Annotated in this window: 19 protein-coding genes; 13 read left to right on the top strand and 6 right to left on the bottom strand. The window is 70.2% G+C overall.

All coding sequences use genetic code 11. The annotated features are described in order from the left end of the window. Positions 1–5: 5 nt before the first annotated feature. Entirely contained in the window at positions 6–929 is a 924-nt protein-coding gene (locus Bsp3421_RS29950) for a LysR family transcriptional regulator (protein ID WP_273999779.1), read from the bottom strand. Between the two features lie 119 nt (positions 930–1,048). Between Bsp3421_RS29950 and Bsp3421_RS29945 the strand changes: the two genes are divergently transcribed. The 13 genes from Bsp3421_RS29945 (at position 1,049) to Bsp3421_RS29885 (ending at position 14,793) form a co-directional block, all read left to right on the top strand. Beyond that, entirely contained in the window at positions 1,049–1,516 is a 468-nt protein-coding gene (locus Bsp3421_RS29945; protein WP_273999778.1) for a CidA/LrgA family protein, read from the top strand. 13 nt (positions 1,517–1,529) lie between these two features. After that, on the top strand, positions 1,530–2,252 hold the full coding sequence (locus tag Bsp3421_RS29940; RefSeq protein WP_273999777.1) for an LrgB family protein: 723 nt from the start codon (positions 1,530–1,532) through the stop codon (positions 2,250–2,252). A gap of 114 nt (positions 2,253–2,366) precedes the next feature. Next, on the top strand, positions 2,367–2,903 hold the full coding sequence (fliL, locus tag Bsp3421_RS29935; protein WP_273999776.1) for a flagellar basal body-associated protein FliL: 537 nt from the start codon (positions 2,367–2,369) through the stop codon (positions 2,901–2,903). A gap of 22 nt (positions 2,904–2,925) precedes the next feature. Next, on the top strand, positions 2,926–3,924 hold the full coding sequence (gene fliM, locus Bsp3421_RS29930) for a flagellar motor switch protein FliM (RefSeq protein WP_273999775.1): 999 nt from the start codon (positions 2,926–2,928) through the stop codon (positions 3,922–3,924). Further along, positions 3,917–4,396, top strand: coding sequence for a flagellar motor switch protein FliN (gene fliN, locus Bsp3421_RS29925; RefSeq protein ID WP_273999774.1), 480 nt, complete (start codon positions 3,917–3,919; stop codon positions 4,394–4,396). Before fliM ends, fliN begins: the two co-directional genes overlap by 8 nt. Continuing rightward, positions 4,393–4,896, top strand: a complete 504-nt coding sequence (gene fliO / locus Bsp3421_RS29920; protein ID WP_273999773.1) for a flagellar biosynthetic protein FliO — start codon at positions 4,393–4,395, stop codon at positions 4,894–4,896. Before fliN ends, fliO begins: the two co-directional genes overlap by 4 nt. Positions 4,897–4,964: 68 nt before the next feature. Further along, on the top strand, positions 4,965–5,726 hold the full coding sequence (gene fliP / locus Bsp3421_RS29915) for a flagellar type III secretion system pore protein FliP (protein WP_273999771.1): 762 nt from the start codon (positions 4,965–4,967) through the stop codon (positions 5,724–5,726). 11 nt (positions 5,727–5,737) lie between these two features. Further along, complete coding sequence (gene fliQ / locus Bsp3421_RS29910) at positions 5,738–6,010, top strand: flagellar biosynthesis protein FliQ (RefSeq protein WP_273999769.1); 273 nt, start codon at positions 5,738–5,740, stop codon at positions 6,008–6,010. 22 nt (positions 6,011–6,032) lie between these two features. Beyond that, positions 6,033–6,815, top strand: a complete 783-nt coding sequence (gene fliR, locus Bsp3421_RS29905; protein ID WP_273999767.1) for a flagellar biosynthetic protein FliR — start codon at positions 6,033–6,035, stop codon at positions 6,813–6,815. Positions 6,816–7,193: 378 nt separating this feature from the next. Further along, the gene (locus tag Bsp3421_RS29900; protein WP_273999765.1) at positions 7,194–9,206 is read left to right on the top strand and encodes a site-specific DNA-methyltransferase; all 2,013 of its coding nucleotides are present in this window, start codon (positions 7,194–7,196) and stop codon (positions 9,204–9,206) included. A gap of 57 nt (positions 9,207–9,263) precedes the next feature. After that, positions 9,264–12,284, top strand: a complete 3,021-nt coding sequence (locus Bsp3421_RS29895; RefSeq protein WP_273999764.1) for a type III restriction-modification system endonuclease — start codon at positions 9,264–9,266, stop codon at positions 12,282–12,284. 216 nt (positions 12,285–12,500) lie between these two features. After that, entirely contained in the window at positions 12,501–13,595 is a 1,095-nt protein-coding gene (locus tag Bsp3421_RS29890) for a porin (protein ID WP_273999763.1), read from the top strand. 238 nt (positions 13,596–13,833) lie between these two features. Further along, entirely contained in the window at positions 13,834–14,793 is a 960-nt protein-coding gene (locus tag Bsp3421_RS29885) for a helix-turn-helix domain-containing protein (RefSeq protein ID WP_273999762.1), read from the top strand. Between the two features lie 39 nt (positions 14,794–14,832). Here the strand turns inward: Bsp3421_RS29885 and Bsp3421_RS29880 are convergent, their stop codons facing one another. Genes Bsp3421_RS29880 through Bsp3421_RS29860 form a run of 5 tightly spaced genes read right to left on the bottom strand, consistent with a single transcriptional unit; the run spans position 14,833 to position 19,452 of the window. After that, the gene (locus Bsp3421_RS29880; RefSeq protein WP_273999761.1) at positions 14,833–15,552 is read right to left on the bottom strand and encodes an ABC transporter ATP-binding protein; all 720 of its coding nucleotides are present in this window, start codon (positions 15,550–15,552) and stop codon (positions 14,833–14,835) included. Beyond that, positions 15,542–16,264, bottom strand: a complete 723-nt coding sequence (locus tag Bsp3421_RS29875) for an ABC transporter ATP-binding protein (RefSeq protein WP_273999760.1) — start codon at positions 16,262–16,264, stop codon at positions 15,542–15,544. Before Bsp3421_RS29875 ends, Bsp3421_RS29880 begins: the two co-directional genes overlap by 11 nt. Beyond that, a complete protein-coding gene (locus tag Bsp3421_RS29870) occupies positions 16,261–17,313 on the bottom strand; it encodes a branched-chain amino acid ABC transporter permease (RefSeq protein ID WP_273999758.1) in 1,053 nt (350 codons plus the stop codon). Before Bsp3421_RS29870 ends, Bsp3421_RS29875 begins: the two co-directional genes overlap by 4 nt. Next, complete coding sequence (locus Bsp3421_RS29865) at positions 17,310–18,188, bottom strand: branched-chain amino acid ABC transporter permease (RefSeq protein ID WP_273999757.1); 879 nt, start codon at positions 18,186–18,188, stop codon at positions 17,310–17,312. Before Bsp3421_RS29865 ends, Bsp3421_RS29870 begins: the two co-directional genes overlap by 4 nt. A 4-nt stretch (positions 18,189–18,192) precedes the next feature. Next, positions 18,193–19,452 (bottom strand): ABC transporter substrate-binding protein, encoded by a 1,260-nt coding sequence (locus Bsp3421_RS29860; RefSeq protein WP_273999756.1) that lies wholly within the window; start codon positions 19,450–19,452, stop codon positions 18,193–18,195. Between the last annotated feature and the right edge of the window lie 13 nt (positions 19,453–19,465).

Genomic DNA, 19,465 nt, shown 5'->3' with positions numbered 1-19,465 from the left:
GCGCCTCAGCGCGCGCGCAGGCCGCCGAACACGAGATCGTCGCCCGGGTCGACCGGCCGGGTCTCGCGCGCGACGTCGAGCCACGCGCGCGCCGCATGCGACAGGTAGCCCTTCCTGAGCCAGCCGACCGCGATCGCCCAGCTGATCTCGGGCTCGACGATCGGCCGGCAGCTGAACTCGGCCGAGTCGAGCCGCCGGCAGTACGGCTCCGGCAGCAGCGCGATGCCGACTCCCGCGTGCACCAGCGCCGCCATGAAATCCCAATGGCCGCTGCGGCTCACGATCGACGGCGTGAAGCCGGCCCGGCGGCATGCGTCGAGCACCGCGTCGTGCAGCGCGAGGCTTTCCCCGTAGAACACGAACGGTTCGCCCGCGAGGTCGGCGAGCGGCACCGCGGCCGCCTCGTCCCAGCGCGCGCCGCGCCGCGAGACCAGCCACAGCGGCGCGCGCACCATCGGCAGCACCTCGAACACGGCCGGGTCGACCGGCTCCAGCACGCCGCCCAGCTCCAGCTCGCCCGCCATGAGCGCCGCCTCGATCGCGCGCGCGCCCTGCTCGAACAGCTTCAGCTCGATCTTCGGGTAGCGCCGGCGGAACGCCGCGATCGCCGGCGTGAACAGCGAGCCGCCGAGCGGCGGGATGCCGATCGTCAGCTCGCCGCGCCCGAGCGTGCCGAGATCGTTCAGCTCGGCCCGCAGCTGCGCCTGCGCGGCAAGCACGTCCTGGCCGCGCTGGAACACGATGCGCCCGGCATCCGTCAGCACCATCTGGCGACCGTCGCGCAGCAGCAGCGGCGAGCCGATCTCGTCCTCCAGCGATTTCACCATCTTGCTGATGGTCGGCTGGGTGACGAACATCAGCTCGGCCGCGGCCGTGAAGCTCTGTTGCCGGACCACCTCGACGAAATAACGCAGCGCCCGCAGTTCCATGGCCGTCTCCCCGGTCTCTGAATTCCAATATGGAATGATTTTAATAGATTCAAGTCATTTTATTTATGACGGGGTGAAATTTATACTGGGCCGGTCCGTTGAAACCGTCTGGAACCGTCATGTCGAAGCCGTTTGCCGCCGCCATCCCCACCGCCCGCGCCGGCCGGATCGTGCTGCAGACCGCCGCGCTCGGCGCGCTGTGGCTCGCGGTCGACTGGGCCGTGCGCGCGAGCGGGCTGCCGGTGCCGTCGGGCGTGATCGGGCTCGCCGTGCTGCTCGCGCTGCTGTGGAGCGGCGGCGTCGCGCCCGGCTGGATCCAGGACGGCGCGAACTGGCTGCTGTCCGACATGCTGCTGTTCTTCATCCCGGCCACCGTCGCGGCCGTCCAGTACGGCGGGCTGTTCCGCGTCGACGGCTGGCGGCTGGCGCTCGTCGTGGTCGCCGGCACCGCGTTCGTGATGCTGGCCGTGGCGGTCGCCGTCGACGTCGCGGCGGGCTTCGAGCGCCGCCTCGCGCTGCGGCGCCGGCGCGCCGACCGGCGCCGCGCCCGGCCGGGCGCGCCCACGCCCAAGGCCGCGGCCGCCTGAGCCGCCCGCCGCCATGCTCGCCTTCGCCGCCCTGCCCGCCACGCCCGTCGCCAGCGCCGCCTGGTCGGCCGGCTGCTTCGTCCTCACGATCGCGCTCTATTTCGCCTCGAAGCGGCTCTACGCGCGCCGCAAGACCCTGCTGTTCTCGCCGCTCGTGATGGTGCCCGCGGTGCTGGTCGCGCTCGTCGCGCTGACGGGCACCCCGTATGCCGTGTACTTCCACGACACCCGCTGGCTGATGTGGCTGCTCGGCCCGGCCACCCTGGCATTCGCCGTGCCGATCTACGAATACCGCGCGCTGATGCGGCGACACTGGCTGTCGCTGACGGTCGGCGTGGCGGTCGGGATCGCCGCCGCGCTGTGCGGCTCGCTGCTGCTCGCGAAGCTGCTGCACCTGTCGCCCGAGCTGCAGCGCAGCCTGATGACGCGCTCGATCTCCACGCCGTTCGCGCTCGCGGTGTCGGACCGGATCCACGCGCCGCGCGACCTCACGGCGCTGTTCGTGATCGCGACCGGCGTGTGCGGGATGCTGATCGGCGAGCTCGTGCTCGCGCTGCTGCCGCTGCGCAGCCGGCTCGCGCGCGGCGCGCTGTTCGGCGCCGCCGCGCACGCGGTCGGCACCGCCAAGGCGCGCGAGATCGGCAGTGAGGAGGGCGTCGTGTCGAGCCTCACCATGATGATCGCCGGGGTCGCGATGGTGCTGCTCGCGCCGCTCCTGACCCTGCTGCCGATCTAGCGCCCGGCGGCCGCCGAAGCTGTCATCCGCCTGACATCGGCACTGACAAACGGCTGAGATAGCCGGAATTCCCCCTTCTATTCCGCCCATCGCGCCGGGCCCGGATGCCGAACAATGCATGCTACGAGTCATCACGCACGCATCCACATGGCCACCACGACCGCAAACCAGCCCGCAGACAAACCCGCGCCGACCGGCAAGTTCAAGCGCCTCGCGCTTATCGTCCTGGTCGGGCTCGGCGCCGCGGCCGCGGCCGCCGGCGGCATGTACGTGTTCATGGGCAAGCAGGGCGCGCACCCGGGCGCCGCCGCGAGCGCGCCGGCGCCGCTGCCGGTGCCGACCTTCTTCGCGCTGGAGCCGCTCACCGTCAACCTGCAGTCGGACGACGGCGTGCAGCACTACCTGCGCGTCGGCCTGTCGCTGAAGCTCACCGATGCGAAGGCGCAGGAGCACCTGACCCAGCACATGCCGGAGATCCGCAGCCGGATCCTGCTCGCGCTGTCGGCCAAGCACCCGGAAGAACTGGCGACGATCGACGGCAAGCAGGCGCTCGCGGGCGAGCTGAAGAAGCTGATCGAGGAGCCGACCCAGCCGGGCAATCAGAGCGCACGCGTCGACGACGTGCTGTTCACCGAGTTCGTCGTCCAATAACGCCGCCGGCAAAGGAGCGCGCATGGGCCACGAAGAGTTCATGTCCCAGGAGGAGGTCGATGCACTCCTCAAGGGCGTTACAGGCGAGACCGATTCCGTATCCGAGCAGCGCGATGCGTCGGGCGTGCGCCCGTACAACATCGCGACGCAGGAACGGATCGTCCGCGGCCGGATGCCCGGCCTCGAGATCATCAACGACCGCTTCGCGCGACTCTTGCGGATCGGCATCTTCAACTTCATGCGGCGCACCGCGGAAATCTCGGTGAGCCAGGTGAAGGTGCAGAAGTACAGCGAGTTCACCCGCAACCTGCCGATCCCGACCAACCTGAACCTGGTGCACGTGAAGCCGCTGCGCGGCACCTCGCTGTTCGTGTTCGATCCGAACCTGGTGTTCTTCGTGGTCGACAACCTGTTCGGCGGCGACGGGCGCTTCCACACCCGGGTCGAGGGCCGCGACTTCACCGCGACCGAGCAGCGCATCATCGGCAAGCTGCTGAACCTGGTGTTCGAGCAGTACTCGAGCGCCTGGAAAAGCGTGCGGCCGCTGCAGTTCGAGCACGTGCGCTCGGAGATGCACACCCAGTTCGCGAACGTCGCGACGCCCAACGAGATCGTGATCGTCACCCAGTTCTCGATCGAGTTCGGGCCGACGGGCGGCACGCTGCACATCTGCATGCCCTACTCGATGATCGAGCCGATCCGCGACGTGCTGAGTTCGCCGATCCAGGGCGAGGCGCTCGAAGTCGACCGCCGCTGGGTGCGCGTGCTGTCGCAGCAGGTGCAGTCGGCCGAGGTCGAGCTGACCGCGAACCTCGCAGAAATTCCCACGACGTTCGAGCGGATCCTGAATCTGCGTACGGGCGACGTGCTGCCGCTCGACATCGCCGACACGATCACCGCTAAGGTCGACGGCGTGCCGGTGATGGAATGCGGCTACGGCATTTTCAATGGCCAATACGCGCTGCGCGTGCAGAAGATGATCGGCGCCAGCGACACGATGAAGGAAAGGGGATATGACTGAACTGAACGACACGACGGGCGCGGACGATCCGCAGGCGCTGGCCGATGCCGCGCTGGCCGATGCGGCGGCGCCGGCTGCCGCCTCGGGCGAGGCGAGCCTCGACGACTGGGCGGCGGCGCTCGCCGAGCAGAACGACCAGCCGATCGAGACCGGCGCATCGGGCGCGGGCGTGTTCCAGCCGCTGTCGAAGGCGGCCGCGACCTCGACCCACAACGACATCGAGATGATTCTCGACATCCCGGTCAAGATGACCGTCGAGCTGGGCCGCACCAAGATCGCGATCCGCAACCTGCTGCAGCTCGCGCAGGGTTCGGTGGTCGAGCTGGACGGCATGGCCGGCGAGCCGATGGACGTGCTCGTCAACGGCTGCCTGATCGCGCAGGGCGAGGTGGTGGTGGTCAACGACAAGTTCGGGATCCGGCTGACCGACATCATCACGCCGTCGGAACGGATCCGGAAGCTCAATCGATGATGCGACGGGTCGCGCTCGCGGGCGTCGCGCTGGCCGCCGCGCTGCAGTCCGGCGTCGGCTTCGCGGCCGACATGGATGCGGTCAACCATCCCGCGTCGGTCGCGTCCGGCGTGGTGGTCGGCTCGGCCGCGCCGTCGCTCGGCGTCGGCGCGGTGATGCAGACGCTGGTCGGGCTCGCGGTCGTGATCGGCCTCGTGTTCGGCTGCGCGTGGCTCGCGCGCCGGCTCGGCTTCCAGCCCACGCGCCGCGGCGGCGCGCTCAAGGTGGTCGCGAGCGTGGCGGTCGGCGGCAAGGAAAGCGCGACGGTCGTCGAGATCGGCGACACCTGGCTCGTGCTCGGCGTCGCGCCGGGCAACGTGCGGCTGCTGCACACGCTGCCCGCCGGCTCGACCGGCATCGCCGAGCCCGCCGACGACCCGGCGCCGTCCGGCAGCTTCGGCCAGCGTTTCCGCGAGGCGCTGCGCGGCGAGGCCGGCAAGCGCCTCGGGCGCAACCGCTGACCATGCGCGGCGCTCCGTGCCGCCGCGCCGCGCGCGCGGCCGTGCTCCCCTCTCCCGACCGTAGTCCGATGATGATCACCGTGATGCGCCGCGCGGCGCGCTACCTCCCGCTCCTCGCGCTGGGCCTCGCGCCCGCGCTCGCGCTCGCCCAGACGGCGGGCCTGCCCGCGTTCAACACGAGCCCCGGCCCGAACGGCGGCACCACCTATTCGTTGAGCGTGCAGACCATGCTGCTGCTCACGATGCTGTCGTTCCTGCCGGCCATGGTGCTGATGATGACGAGCTTCACGCGCATCATCATCGTGCTGTCGCTGCTGCGCCAGGCGCTCGGCACCACGACCACCCCGCCCAATCAGGTGATGGTCGGCCTCGCGCTGTTCCTCACCCTGTTCGTGATGTCGCCCGTGCTCGACAAGGCCTACAACGACGGCTACAAGCCGTTTTCGGTCGGCGCGCTGGGCATGGACGACGCCGTGCAGCGCGGCGTCGCGCCGTTCAAGACCTTCATGCTCAAGCAGACCCGCGAGGCCGATCTCGCGCTGTTCGCGAAGATCTCGAAGGCCGCGCCGATGCAGGGCCCGGAGGACGTGCCGCTGTCGCTGCTGGTGCCCGCGTTCGTCACGAGCGAGCTGAAGACGGGCTTCCAGATCGGCTTCACGATCTTCATCCCGTTCCTGATCATCGACATGGTGGTCGCGAGCGTGCTGATGTCGATGGGGATGATGATGGTGTCGCCCGCCACCATCTCGCTGCCGTTCAAGCTGATGCTGTTCGTGCTGGTCGACGGCTGGCAGCTGCTGATCGGCTCGCTGGCGCAAAGCTTCACCTGAGGAGACGCGCGATGACGCCCGAAAACGTGATGACGCTCGCCCACCAGGCGATGTACGTCGGCCTGCTGCTCGCCGCGCCGCTGTTGCTCGTCGCGCTGTGCGTCGGCCTCGTCGTGAGCCTGTTCCAGGCGGCGACCCAGATCAACGAGACCACCCTGTCGTTCATCCCGAAGCTGCTCGCCGTCGCGGTCACGCTCGTGATCGCCGGCCCCTGGATGCTGTCGACCATGCTCGACTACACGCGCGAGATGCTACTGCGCGTCGCGACGCTCGGCGCGGGCTGAGCCCGCCGCTGCGCCCCGCCCGATGTTCTCCGTCACCTACGCCCAGCTGAACGGCTGGCTCACCGCGTTCATGTGGCCGTTCGTGCGCTTCCTCGCGCTCGTCGCGACCGCGCCCGTGGTCGGCCACGCGAGCGTGCCGGCGCGCGTGAAGGTCGGCCTCGCGGCCTTCATCGCGATCATCGTCGCGCCGACCCTCGGGCCGCTGCCGAACGTGACGGTGTTCTCCGCGCAGGGCATCTGGATCCTCGTCAACCAGTTCCTGATCGGCGTGGCGCTCGGCTTCACGATGCAGGTCGTGTTCGCGGCGATCGAGGCCGCGGGCGACTTCATCGGGCTGCAGATGGGCCTCGGCTTCGCGACCTTCTTCGATCCGCACGCGAGCAGCGCGACGCCCGTGCTCGGCCGTTTCCTGAACGCGATCGCGCTGCTCGCGTTCCTCGCGTTCGACGGCCATCTCCAGGTGTTCGCCGCGCTCGCCGAATCGTTCCAGCTGCTGCCGGTGTCGGCGGACCTGCTGCACGCGCCCGGCTGGCGCGCCATCGCCGCGTTCGGCTCGGCCGTGTTCGCGATGGGCCTGCTGCTCGCGCTGCCGGTGGTCGCCGCGGTGCTGATCGCCAACCTCGCGCTCGGCATCCTGAACCGCGCCGCGCCGCAGATCGGCGTGTTCCAGGTCGGCTTCCCGGTCACGATGCTGGTCGGGTTGCTGCTCGTGCAGCTGATGCTGCCGAACATGATCCCGTTCTTCGGGCGGCTGTTCGACACCGGCATCGACATGATGGGACGCGTCGCGGCCGGCTTGCGCTGAGCGACGCGGCCGTCCGTCCCTTGCTCCTTCGTCCGGACCCGGCCCGGCCCCGCCCCGCCGGCGACGGCGCGCCGCACCGCCGGACCGGCCGCGGCCGGTCCGCCCGGTATACTTCGGCGCTTGACTTGAGGGGGCCCGGACGCGATCCCGGGCGCCGCATCCGGATCGGCCGGCGCGGGTTCGCGCGCGCACAGCCCGGCGGAAAAGTTATCCACATCTTTTCCCGCCCCGGTTCCCGGTTCGCCGCGCATGCCCCTTCTCAACCGGATCCATGCGGATCCGCTCCTTGACCTGCGCCGCGCGGATCGTTAGCGTTTCGCCTTCGCCGCCGCCGGGCCTCCCCGCGCGCGGCACGCAGACAGGCAATTGATGGGAAAGATGATGCAGAAAATCGAGGCGTCCAGTCCGGAAGCCCACTCCACGAATCTCGCGGCCGAGAACCTCGAGCGGCTCCGGGCGCTGTTTCCGGAATGCGTGACCGAAGGACCGGAGGGCGCGGCCCTCGATCTCGACGCGCTCAGGCAGCTGGTCGGCGAACGCGCCGTGAGCGAGGCCGACGAGAAATACGGGTTCCACTGGCACGGCAAGCGCCGCGCGCGCCAGCTCGCGCTCACGCCCTCGTCCGGCACGCTGCGTCCCTGCCCCGACGAGAGCGTCGCGTGGGCCGCCACCCGCAACCTGATGATCGAGGGCGACAACCTCGAAGTGCTGAAGCTGCTGCAGAAAAGCTGCGCGAACCGGGTCAAGCTCGTCTACATCGATCCGCCGTACAACACCGGCAAGGATTTCGTCTATCCCGACAACTTCACCGACAGCCTGCGCCACTATCTCGCGCTGACGGGCCAGGCCGCGGGCGGCCAGAAGCTGAGCAGCAACACCGAGGCCAACGGCCGGTTCCACACCGACTGGCTCAACATGATCTATCCGCGCCTGAAGCTCGCGCGCGACCTGCTCGCGGACGACGGCCTGATCGCCGTGCACATCGACGAGCACGAGGCGCACGCGCTCGTGCTCGTGATGCGCGAGATCTTCGGCGAGGAGAACGAGCTGGGCGTCGCGGTGTGGGACAAGCGCAATCCGAAGGGCGACGCGCGCGGCATCGCGTACCAGCACGAATCGATCGTGCTGTTCGCGCGCAACGCGGACCGGCTGTTCGACGACGCGCCGCTCAAGCGGCCCAAGCGCAACGCGCAGCGCATGCTCGACGCCGCGCGCGACGCGCTCGCGGCCAGCGCATCGGGCGCGGACGCGACCCTGGCCTACCGCGCCTGGCTGCGCGCGCAGACCACGCTGTCGGGCGGCGAGGCGATGTACGACCGGATCTCGGCCGACGGGCGCGTGTTCCGCCTGGTGTCGATGGCGTGGCCGAACAAGAAGAAGGCGCCCGACGACTATTTCATCCCGCTCGTCCACCCGGGCACGGGGCGGCCCTGCCCGGTGCCGGAGCGCGGCTGGCGCAATCCGCCCGCGACCATGCGCGAGCTGCTCGACAAGGGGCTGATCGCGTTCGGCGCGGACGAGACCACCCAGCCGCAGCGGATCTACTACCTCGACGAGAACATGTATGAGAACGTGCCGTCGATCCTGCCGTTCGGCGGCTCGGACGACGCACGCCTGAAGGAACTGGAGATTCCGTTCGACCAGCCGAAGCCGACCGATTTCGCGGCCTCGCTGATCGGCTGGTGCACGAGCGGCGACGACCTGGTGGTCGATTTCTTCGGCGGCTCGGGCACCACCGCGCACGCGGTGATGGCGCTCAACGCGGCCGACGGCGCGCGGCGCCGCTACGTGCTGGTGCAGCTGCCCGAGCCGCTCGACGCGGCGAGCAAGGACCAGAAGGCGGCGGCCGAGTTCTGCGCGAAGCTGAAGAAGCCGCGCAACCTCGCCGAGATCACCAAGGAGCGGCTGCGGCGCGCGGCGAAGCGGATCGACGCCGAGTATCCGGGGCATCGCGCGGATCTCGGCTTCCGCGTGTTCCGGCTCGATTCGACCAATGTCGTCGAGTGGGATCCGCACGGCGACGACGTGCAGCAGTCGCTGCTCGCCTCGGTCGAGCACATCAAGGACGGCCGCTCCGACCACGACCTGCTGTACGAGCTGATGCTCAAGCGCGGCCTCGACCTGTGCGCGCCGATCGATACGCTGACGGTGGCGGGCAAGTCGGTGCACGTGGTCGGCGATGCGCTGATCGCGTGCTTCGACGCGCGCATCACGCGCCACGACGCCGACGCGCTCGCCGACGGCATCGTCGCGCTGCTCGAGGCGCGCGGCATCGCGCCGCAGGAGGTGCGCTGCGTGTTCCGCGACAACGGCTTCATCGACGACGTCGCGAAGGTCAACCTGTCGGCGCTGCTCGAGCAGCACGGCGTCAAGCAGATCCGGAGCCTGTGATGCGCGCGCTCGTCTGCTTTGCCGCGTCGCGCGGCCACGGTGCGGGGGAACGCTGAGATGCAGCTGCACTTCGAACCCGATCTCGACTACCAGCTCGAAGCGATCGAGGCGGTCTGCGGGCTGTTCAGCGGGCAGGAAACCTGCCGCGCGGAGTTCAGCGTCAACGCCGCGCGCGGCGGCCCGTCGCGCCAGATCGCGCTCGGCATGAGCGCGTCCGACCTCGGCGTCGGCAACCGCGTGACGCTCGAACCCGACGCGCTCGCGGCCAATCTCGCGCGCGTCCAGCTGCACGGCGGCCTGCCGCCGACCGGCACGCCGTATGCGACCGACTTCACCATCGAGATGGAGACCGGCACCGGCAAGACCTATGTGTACCTGCGCACGATCTTCGAGCTGAACCGCCGCTACGGCTTCACCAAGTTCGTGATCGTGGTGCCGTCGGTGGCGATCAAGGAGGGGGTGTACAAGACCCTCGAGATCACCGAGCGGCATTTCCGCGGGCTCTACGGCGGCGTGCCGTTCGACTACTTCCTGTACGACTCCGCGCGGCTCGGCGAGGTGCGCAACTTCGCCGCGAGCGCGCACGTGCAGATCATGGTGGTGACGGTCGCCGCGATCAACAAGAAGGACGTCAACAACCTCTACAAGGACAGCGAGAAGACGGGCGGCGAGAAGCCGATCGACCTGATCCGCGCGACCCGTCCGATCGTGATCGTCGACGAGCCGCAGAGCGTCGACGGCGGCCTCGACGGGCGCGGCAAGGAGGCGCTCGACGCGATGCATCCGCTGTGCACGCTGCGCTATTCGGCGACCCACGCCGACAAGTATCAGATGGTGTACCGGCTCGATGCGGTCGACGCGTACGAACGCAAGCTCGTCAAGCAGATCGAGATCGCCTCGGCGACCGTCGAGGACGCGCACAACAAGCCGTACCTGCGGCTCGTGTCGGTCGCGAACCGGCGCGGCGCGATCTCCGCGCGCGTCGAGCTGGACCTCGCGACGCCCGCGGGCGTGGTGCGCCAGGCGGTCACGGTGGCCGACGGCGACGACCTCGAGCGGGTCGCGCAGCGCGCGGTCTACGCGGACTACCGGATCGGCGAGATCCACACGGCGCGCGGCGCGGAGTACATCGAGCTGCGCTATCCGGGCGGCGAGGCGTTCCTGTCGCTCGGCGACGCGCACGCGGACGTCGATGCGCTCGCGATCCAGCGCGAGATGATCCGCCGCACGATCCGCGAGCATCTCGACAAGGAGCGGCGGCTGCGGCCGTTCGGCGTGAAGGTGCTGTCGCTGTTCTTCATCGACACCGTCGACAAGTACCGGCGGTACGACGCGGCCGGCCGGCCCGCCAAGGGCGACTACGCGCAGATCTTCGAGGAGGAGTACGGCCGCGCGGCGAAGCTGCCCGCGTATCGCGCGCTGTTCGAGGGCGTGGACGTGGCGGCGGCCGCGCAGGACGCGCACGACGGCTATTTCTCGATCGACCGCAAGGGCGGCTGGACCGACACCAGCACCAGCAGCGCGAGCAGCCGCGAGGACGCCGAGCGCGCCTACAACCTGATCATGAGGGACAAGGAGCGGCTGCTGTCGTTCGACACGCCGCTGCGCTTCATCTTCTCGCACTCGGCGCTCAAGGAAGGCTGGGACAACCCGAACGTGTTCCAGATCTGCACGCTGCGCGACATCCACACCGAGCGCGAACGCCGCCAGACCATCGGGCGCGGCCTGCGCCTGTGCGTGAACCAGCACGGCGAGCGGGTGCGCGGCTTCGACATCAACACGCTGACGGTGATCGCGAACGAAAGCTACGAGCAGTTCGCCGACAACCTGCAGCGGGAGATCGAGGCCGACACCGGGATCCGCTTCGGGGTGGTCGAGCCGCACCAGTTCGCGGCGCTCACCGCCTGGTCGGCCGACGGCGAGCCGCGCCTGCTCGGCGTCGACGCGTCGCAGGCGCTGTGGGCGCATCTGCGCGCGCACGGCTACCTCGACGCCCACGGCAAGGTGCAGGACACGCTGAAGTTCGCGCTGAAGAGCGGCGCGCTCGTGCTGCCGCCCGAGTTCGACGCGCAGCGCAGCCAGATCGTCGACGTGCTGCGCAAGCTGTCGGGGCGGCTCGAAGTGCGCAACGCCGACGACCGCCGGCAGATCGCGCTGCGCCGCGACGGCGAGGGCAAGGCCGTCTATCTCGGCGAGGCGTTCCGCGCGTTGTGGGACAAGATCCGCCATCGCACCACCTACTGCGTGCAGTTCGACAGCGCGCAGCTCGCGCGCGACTGCGTGGCGGCGCTTCAGGCCGCGCCCGAGATCGCGCGCGCGCGGCTGCAATGGCGCAAGGCGGACATCTCGATCGGCAAGGCGGGCGTCGAGGCGACCGAGACCGACGGCGCGGGCACCGTGGTGATCGACGAAGGCGAGATCGCCCTGCCCGACCTGCTGACCGAACTGCAGGACCGCACCCAGCTCACGCGCCGCACGATCGCGACGATCCTGCTCGAAAGCGGCCGCCTCGACGCGTTCCGGCACAACCCGCAGCAGTTCATCGCGCTGGTCGCCGATACCGTGAACCGCTGCAAGCGCCAGGCGCTCGTCGACGGCATCACGTACCGGCGGCTCGGCGAGAAGCATGCGTACGCGCTGTCGCTGTTCGACGACGAGAAGCTGACGGGCTACCTGAAGAACCTGCGGCGCGACGCGCGCAAGTCGATCCACGAGGACGTGGTGTGCGAATCGAACGTCGAGCTGGCGTTCGCGAACGCGCTTGAGGAAGCCGCGGCGGTGAAGCTGTACGCGAAGCTGCCGGGCTGGTTCAAGATCGCGACGCCGCTCGGCCCGTACAAGCCCGACTGGGCCGTGTTGGTCGAGGAGGACGGCGCGCAGCAGCTGTGCTTCGTCGTCGAGACCCGGGTCGGCCGCCTCGACGAGGCCCAGCGCGGTCGCGAGCAGCGCAAGATCCAGTGCGCCGACGCCCACTTCCGCGCGATCGCGGACGACGATCAGCCCGCGCGCTATCTGCGCGCGCGCAGCGTCGACGAACTGCTGGCCGCGGCGGACGCCGCGCGCGTCATCCCGGGCTGAGGCCCGCCGCGGGCGGCGCGACGCGCGTCGCCCGCCCGCTCCCCCACCGGTTCCCCTCCCCTTCCGCTGCGATGCGCCATCGCGCCGTGTGCGCGGTGGGAACAGTCTTTGTGCGTCGTCGGTGAAGATTGCCGCCGCGTCGTGTTTCACACTCCGTCCCGGAGATCGGTCGAGTCGATCCGCAGGACCACAAAACAAATGACGGACGGAGACGCAATGAAAAAGTTAACGGTAGCGATGGCCGGCCTGGCTGTCGCGGCGGGCGCGCACGCGTCCGATGGCGTGACGCTGTTCGGGTTGATCGACGCGGGCGTGTCCTACGTCAGCAACGAGGGCGGCAAGCGCAGCCTCTACTTCGACGACGGCATCGCCGTGCCGAACCTGTGGGGCCTGAAAGGCACGGAGGATCTCGGCGGCGGCACCAAGGCGGTGTTCGAGCTGACCTCGCAGTACGCGCTCGGCACGGGCGCGGCGCTGCCGGCCGCGGGCGCGATGTTCTCGCGCACGGCGATGGTCGGCCTGTCGAACGAACGGCTCGGCAGCGTCACGTTCGGCCAGCAATACGACTTCATGACCGACACGCTGAACTTCGGCTCGTTCGACGGTGCGTTCCAGTACGGCGGCCTGTACAACTTCCGGCAAGGCCCGTTCGCGAAGCTCGGCATCCCCGACAACCCGACGGGCTCGTTCGACTTCGACCGGATGGCGGGCTCGTCGCGCGTGGCGAACTCGGTGAAGTACACGAGCGCGAACCTCAGCGGGGTCGTGTTCGGTGCGCTGTACGGCTTCAGCAACCAGCCGGGCGGTCTGGCCGCGAACAGCACGATCAGCGCGGGCGTGAAGTACGAGGGCGACCACTTTGGGCTCGGCGCGGCCTATGTCGAGGTCAAGTATCCGCAGATGAACAACGGCCACGATGGGATCCGCAACTGGGGCCTCGGCGCGCGCTACTCGTTCACGCTGGTCGATCTCAACCTGCTCTACACCAACACGAAGAACACGCTGACGGGCGCCGCGATCAACGTGGTGCAGGTCGGCGGGCGCTACGTGGGCGCACCGTGGACGATCGGCGCGAATTACCAGTACATGAAGGGCAACGCGCAGCTCGACCACAACTACGCGCACCAGCTCACGGGGGCCGTGCAGTACGCGCTGTCCAAGCGCACCTCCGTGTATGTCGAGGCCGTCTACCAGCTCGCGGGCGGCAGCGTCGGCGCGGATGCCTGGATCAACGGCGTGATGGGGCCGAATGCGCAGTCGAGTTCGCGCACGCAGTTCCTCGGGCGGCTCGGCATGCTGACGCGCTTCTAGACGGCCCTGCCCGGTTTATCGGCGGCCCGGTCCCGCGCGATGCGCGGCCGGGCCGCACGCCGTTTGCTTCGGGATTCTGACGATCGCCCGACGCGCGGCGCGCGGATTCGCATCCGGCGCGGTTCGGGAGTAAACCGGATTTTCCAGTCGATTGATATTTAATATGCTAACTATATCCGGCATGCATGCCGGATGCCGCTGTCCCGATCCGGCCCCGTCGGATTCTCGCAAGGAGCAGATGGTGAATGGCAGATTCTTCACGACGGCGGGCGAATCGCCCGCGTCCCGCGGCCGCGCCTGGGGCCGCGTCGTCACGCAGTATTTCGGCGGGCTCGATGCGCGCTGCGACGACACCGATGCGTTCGACGCGCAGCTCGGCCAGTACGAGATCGGCCCGATGCGCGTCTTCACGATCGCCGCGCCCGCGCACCAGATCGTGCGGCCGCTCGCGGCGCTGCACGACCACGGCTCCGATTACTTCAAGCTGATCCTGCAGCTGAGCGGCACGAGCGAGATCGAACAGCGCGGCCGCGTGTTCAGGCTGCACGCGGGCGACTGGAGCCTCTACGACCCCAAGGTGCCCTACAGCATCTCGAACCTGACGCGGGTCCGCCAGCTCGCGATCCAGATCCCGCGTCGCCAGCTCGGCGGCTTCGCGGTGCCCGACCTGCACACCTCCGAGGCGCGCGAGTTCGAGTTGAAGGGCCTGTTCTCGCTGCTCTCGTCGTTCCTCGTCTCGCTGTCGGAACAGCTGCCGTCGCTGCCCGGCGCGACCGGCAACGCGCTGTCCGAAACCATCCTGGGGTTGATCGTGTCGACGCTGACTGCCCAGAAAGACGCGCAGGGCGCGCCCGTCACCCTGCCCGCCGTGCTGCGCGTGCGCGTGAAGCAGTACATCCACGGCCACCTCGCCGACGCCGACCTGTCGCTCGACCAGATCGCGGCCGCGCTGCGCTGCTCGAAGCGCTACCTGCACCGGATCTTCGAGGACGAGGGCGTGACGATCGACCGCTACATCTGGCTCAGTCGCCTCGAACGCTGCAAGGAGGCGCTCGACCACGCGCGCGGCGCGAAGCCCGCCATCTCCGACATCGCGTTCAGCTGGGGCTTCAGCAGCAGCGCGCACTTCTGCCGGAGCTTCAAGTCGCGCTACGGCATGACGCCGCGCGAATTCGTGCGGCAGCGCGCGGCCGCCTGACGCGCCGCGCGAGCGGTGAGCCCGCGCGGCGCGCGACGCTCACGCCGCGGGCTTCGACGCGAGGTAGCTGCCGTGCAGGATCTCGGGCCGCTCGCGCAGCGTGCGCGCCGCGCCCGCGAACGCGACCCGGCCGCGTTCGAGCACGTAGGCATCGGTCGCGAGCGCCAGCGCGATCGTCGTGAACTGCTCGATCAGCAGCACCCCGACCCCTTCCTCGGCAATCCGCGCGACGACCTGCGCGAGCCGCTTCGTCACCGCGGGCGCGAGCCCGAGCGACAGCTCGTCGATCAACAGCGTGTGCGGCGCGCCGACGAGCGCCTGCGAGACGCACACCATCTGCTTCTGCCCGCCCGACAGGTCGCGGCTGCGCGCGCCGAGCTTCGCCTTCAGTTCGGGGAAGATCGCGAGCACGCGTTCGATCCCGTCGTCGAGGCGTCGCGCGGGCAGGAACGCCCCCGCCGCGCGCAGGTTGTCGAGCACCGACAGCTCGCCGAGCACGCGGTGCCCTTCTGGCACCACCGCGACGCCGCGCCGGCGCACCGTCTCGGGCCGCGCGGCGCCGAGCGGCGCGCCGTCGAGGCGCACCTCGCCCGCGCTCACCGGCAGCGCGCCCACGAGGCTCATCACGAGCGTCGACTTGCCCGCGCCGTTCGCGCCGACGAGCGCCGTCACCCGCCCCGGCGCGACCTGCACCGATACGCCGTGCAGCACCGGCTTGCCCGCGCGGTGCACGACCAGATCCTTCGCTTCAAGCCGCATGTTCGTCGTACTCCTTGCCGAGATAGGCGCTGCGCACCTGCGGGTCGTCGAGCACCGCGCGCGTCGGGCCGAGCGCGAGCCGCCGGCCGAAATCCAGCACCAGGGTTTCCGTGCAGGTCGCCGCGATCAGGTCGACGTCGTGGTCGATCAGCAGCACCTGCGCGCCGTTCGTGTCGGGAATCGCGCACACCAGCTCGCGCAGGCGGCCCGCCTCGGCCTCAGTGAGGCCCGCGCCCGGCTCGTCGAGCAGCAGCAGGCGCGGCGCGCCGACGAGCGCCTTGGCCAGCTCCAGCAGGCGTCGCTGATACAGGTTCAGCGCGGCGCCCGGCAGCGCCGCGACGTCCGCCAGGCCGACCTGTTCGAGCGCGCGCGCGGCGTCGTCGCGCGCGGCGGCGGGCGGCATCACGTGCTCGGCGAGCGCCAGCACGTTGTCGTGCACGCTCAGGTCCTCGACGATCTGCTCGGTCTGGAAGGTGCGGCGCACGCCGGCGCGCACGCGCTGCGTGACGCTCAGGTCGAGCAGCGGCCGGCCGTCGAGCGCGATGCGGCCCGCGCGCGGCCGCAGGAAGCCGCTCAGCACGTTGAGCAGGGTCGTCTTGCCCGCGCCGTTCGGGCCGATCAGCCCGCACACGGGCGCGGCGAGCGTCGCGTCGAGCGCGTCGAGCACGCGCGTGCCGCCGAACTGCACGGTCAGGTTCGAGATCTCGATCATCGCGCGCCTCCGTGGCCGCGCGCGCTCCGCCATGCGCCGACGCGCGCGGCGAGCCCCGCGAGCTGGCCCGCGATGCCGGCCGGTGCGGTGACGAACGCATGCAGCAGCGCCGCACCGAAGAAGATCATCGCGAGATAGCCGTTCACGCCGAAATCGGTGAGCAGCGCCGGCACCGCGCGCAGCAGCAGGCCCGCCAGCAGCGCGCCGAACCAGTGATAGACCCCGCCCACCACCGTCAGCGCGAACAGCAGCACGGATTCGGACGCGGCGAACGCGCGCCCGTCGAGCTGGCCGACGCTGCCGGCGAGCAGGCCGCCCGCCAGGCCCGCGAGCAGGCCCGCGAGGCCGAAGGCCCAGGTCTGGTAGAGCACGATGTTGACCCCGGCGGCGAGCGCCGTGGTCTCGCCGCGCCGGATCAGCGCCCACGAGCGCCCCGCCTTCGCGCGCCGGTGCAGTTCGAGCAGCGCGAAGGCGAGCGCGGCCCAGGCGGCGACGTAGCGGAAGTACGCGGCGTCGCCCTGGCCGAGCGGCGGGCGCGCCATCATCTGACGCGCGCCGAACGCGAGATGGCCGGTGAAGCCGTCGCCGCCGTCCGGAAAGCCGATCGCGCTGACCATCACCTGAAAGCCGCCCGCCATCATCAGCGTGACGAGCGCGAGATAGAGGCCGCGCAGACGCAGCGCCGGGAGCCCCGCGATCATGCCGAGCACGCTGCCCGCGAGGCCGCCCGCCAGCACGCACAGCTCGAACGGCGCGCCGAGATGCGCGAGGCGCAGCGCGACCCAGCCGCCGACGCCGAGCAGTGCGTACTGCGACAGGCACACGAGCCCGAGCTGGCGGTACAGCATCGCGACGCCGGCTGCGGCGATGCCGAGGATCAGCGCGGAGGTCAGGGTCTTGAGCCAGTAGGCGTCGGCCAGCAGCGGCACGGCGAGCGCCAGCAGCGCGAGCGTGCCGAGCATCGCGACGAGCGGCCGCCGGTTGCCCGCCGGACGCGGCGCGGCAGCGGCGGCCTGCGTGGGGCCCGGTAACACGGAGGACAGTTTCATGATGCGTTCGCGGCCGAGCCGCCCGAGGTGGAACCGATGAACAGCATCGCGACGAGCGCGATCAGGAACGGCGTCGCGCTGCGGTATTCGGCGAAGCCCGGCACCGTGATCGCGAGCGCCTCGGCGAGCCCGATCGCGACGCCGGCCGCGACGGTCGCCGGCAGCGACGACAGCCGGCCGACGATGGCCGCCGCGAAGGCCGGGATCACGAGGAAGGTCAGCACGGCCGCCTGCAGGCGCACGAGGTTCGCGAGCAGCAGACCGGTGATGCCCGCGAACACGCCGGAGATCACCCAGGCGGCGGCGTCGACGCGCAGCACGCGGATCCCGAGCAGCGCGCTCAGGTCGCGCTGGTTCGCGAGCGCGCGCATCTGCAGGCCGAGCCGGGTGCGCGCGAGCAGCACGCCGATCGCGGCCATCATCGCGAACGCGAGCGCGAGGCCGACGAGGCGCGTGTAGGTGAAGCGCACGTCGCCGAAGTCGAGCGCCTGCGCGTCGGTCGGCAGCACCAGGCGGCGCGGCGTGTCGCCCCAGTACCACTCGCAAAAGCCGAGCAGCATCAGCGCGAAGCCGAGCGTCGCGACGCTGCGCACCACCCGGTCGCGCGCCGCGAGGCGCGGCGCGAGCACGAGGCCGTAGACGAGCGAGGTCGCGGTCGCCGCGGCGACCGCCGCGCACCACGCGAGCACCTGCGGATAGCCGGCGTCGAGACAGGCCGCCGCGACATAAGCGCCCGTCGCGCCCATCGCGCCGAACGCGAAGTTCAGCACGCCGGACGCGCGGTACAGCACGACGAGGCCCACGCCCGACAGCGCGTAGACCGCGCCCACGCCGAGCCCGGACACGAGGTAGGGAACGAAGTCGAGGAAGCTCATGGCATCAATGCGCCTTCGGTTCGGTCGCGCGGAGGTCGGCCAGTTGCGGATCGTCGACGGACTGGCAGGTCGACACCGTCTTCCAGCCCGAGCCGGTCGACTGCGCGACCCGTCCCGCGTGGTTCGCGTTGTGGCGCGCGCCCGCGCCGACATAGAACGGCTCGCACAGGATGTCGCTGCGGAAGTCCTTCACGTCGCGCAGCGCGGCGCTCACGTGGGCGCGGTCGAGCTGGTCGGCGGGCAGCTTGAGCAGCGTGTCGGCGACGAGCCGCGCGGCGAGGTAGCCGGCCTGCGAGAAGGTGTCGCGCGGGTTCTTCGGGTCGCCGTAGCGGTTCATCACCGCGAGCCAGTTGCGGTTGTCGGGCGTGGTCGCGTCGAGCGGCTGGAATTCGAGGTTGACGTCGAAATTGCCCTGCCAGTACGGCCCGATCGCCTTCGGCACGCCGAGGTCGTAGCCGGACGCCGCCGACACGAAATAGATCCGCTTGCCGAGGTTCTGCTGCTCGGCCGCCGCGAGGATCGGCACCATGAGCCCCTTCGGCAAGCCGAGCAGGATCGCCTGCGGGTTCTTCGAGGCCGCCTGCAGCACGACCGAGGTCGGATCGGCGGAATCCGGATCCATCACGATCGTGTCGACCGTCACGCCGTTCTGCTTGCCCCACAGCGTCGGGCCCTCGCAGGACCAGCGGCCGAGGCTCGGGATGTTCGGCGCGATGCAGACCATGCGGGTCGCCTTGTACTGCTGCTTCGCGTACAGCGCCACCTGGGTCATCGACAGGCGCGGCCCCATGTTGAGCGGCACGTAGTTGCGCGCGAAATAGCATTCGCGCGGCACGCCCACGCCGGCGATCGCGATCACGTTCTCCTGCTCGTAGAACTTCGCGTTCGCGCCGCATTCGACGAAGCTCGCGTTGCCCGCGAGCGCGAGCACCTTGCGGTCGCGCACGAGCTTCGACGCGACCTGCGAGGCGGTTTCCGGGTTCCACTGGTCGTCCTCGACCAGGTACTGGATCGGCCGGCCGTGAATCCCGCCGTTCGCGTTCACGCACTTGAAATACGCGGCGGCCGCCTGCGCGGACGAACTGAAATCGTCCGGACCGGTCTTGCCGACGATCGCGCCGATCGGGATCGGCGCGCCGCCGGCCGGCTTGCCGGTCGACTGGCCGCAACTCTGCGCGTGCGCGGCCGGCAGCGCGAGCAGCCCGGCCGCGCCGGCCAGCGCGAGCGCGAGCCGGCGTGTCGTGAGGGGGGAAAACGGCTTCATGGTGTCTCCTGAT

It is taken from the genome of Burkholderia sp. FERM BP-3421, assembly GCF_028657905.1.
In the GTDB taxonomy this organism is placed as follows: domain Bacteria; phylum Pseudomonadota; class Gammaproteobacteria; order Burkholderiales; family Burkholderiaceae; genus Burkholderia.
Note: the sequence above shows the minus strand (reverse complement) of the source record. Positions and strands in the feature narration are given on the sequence as shown.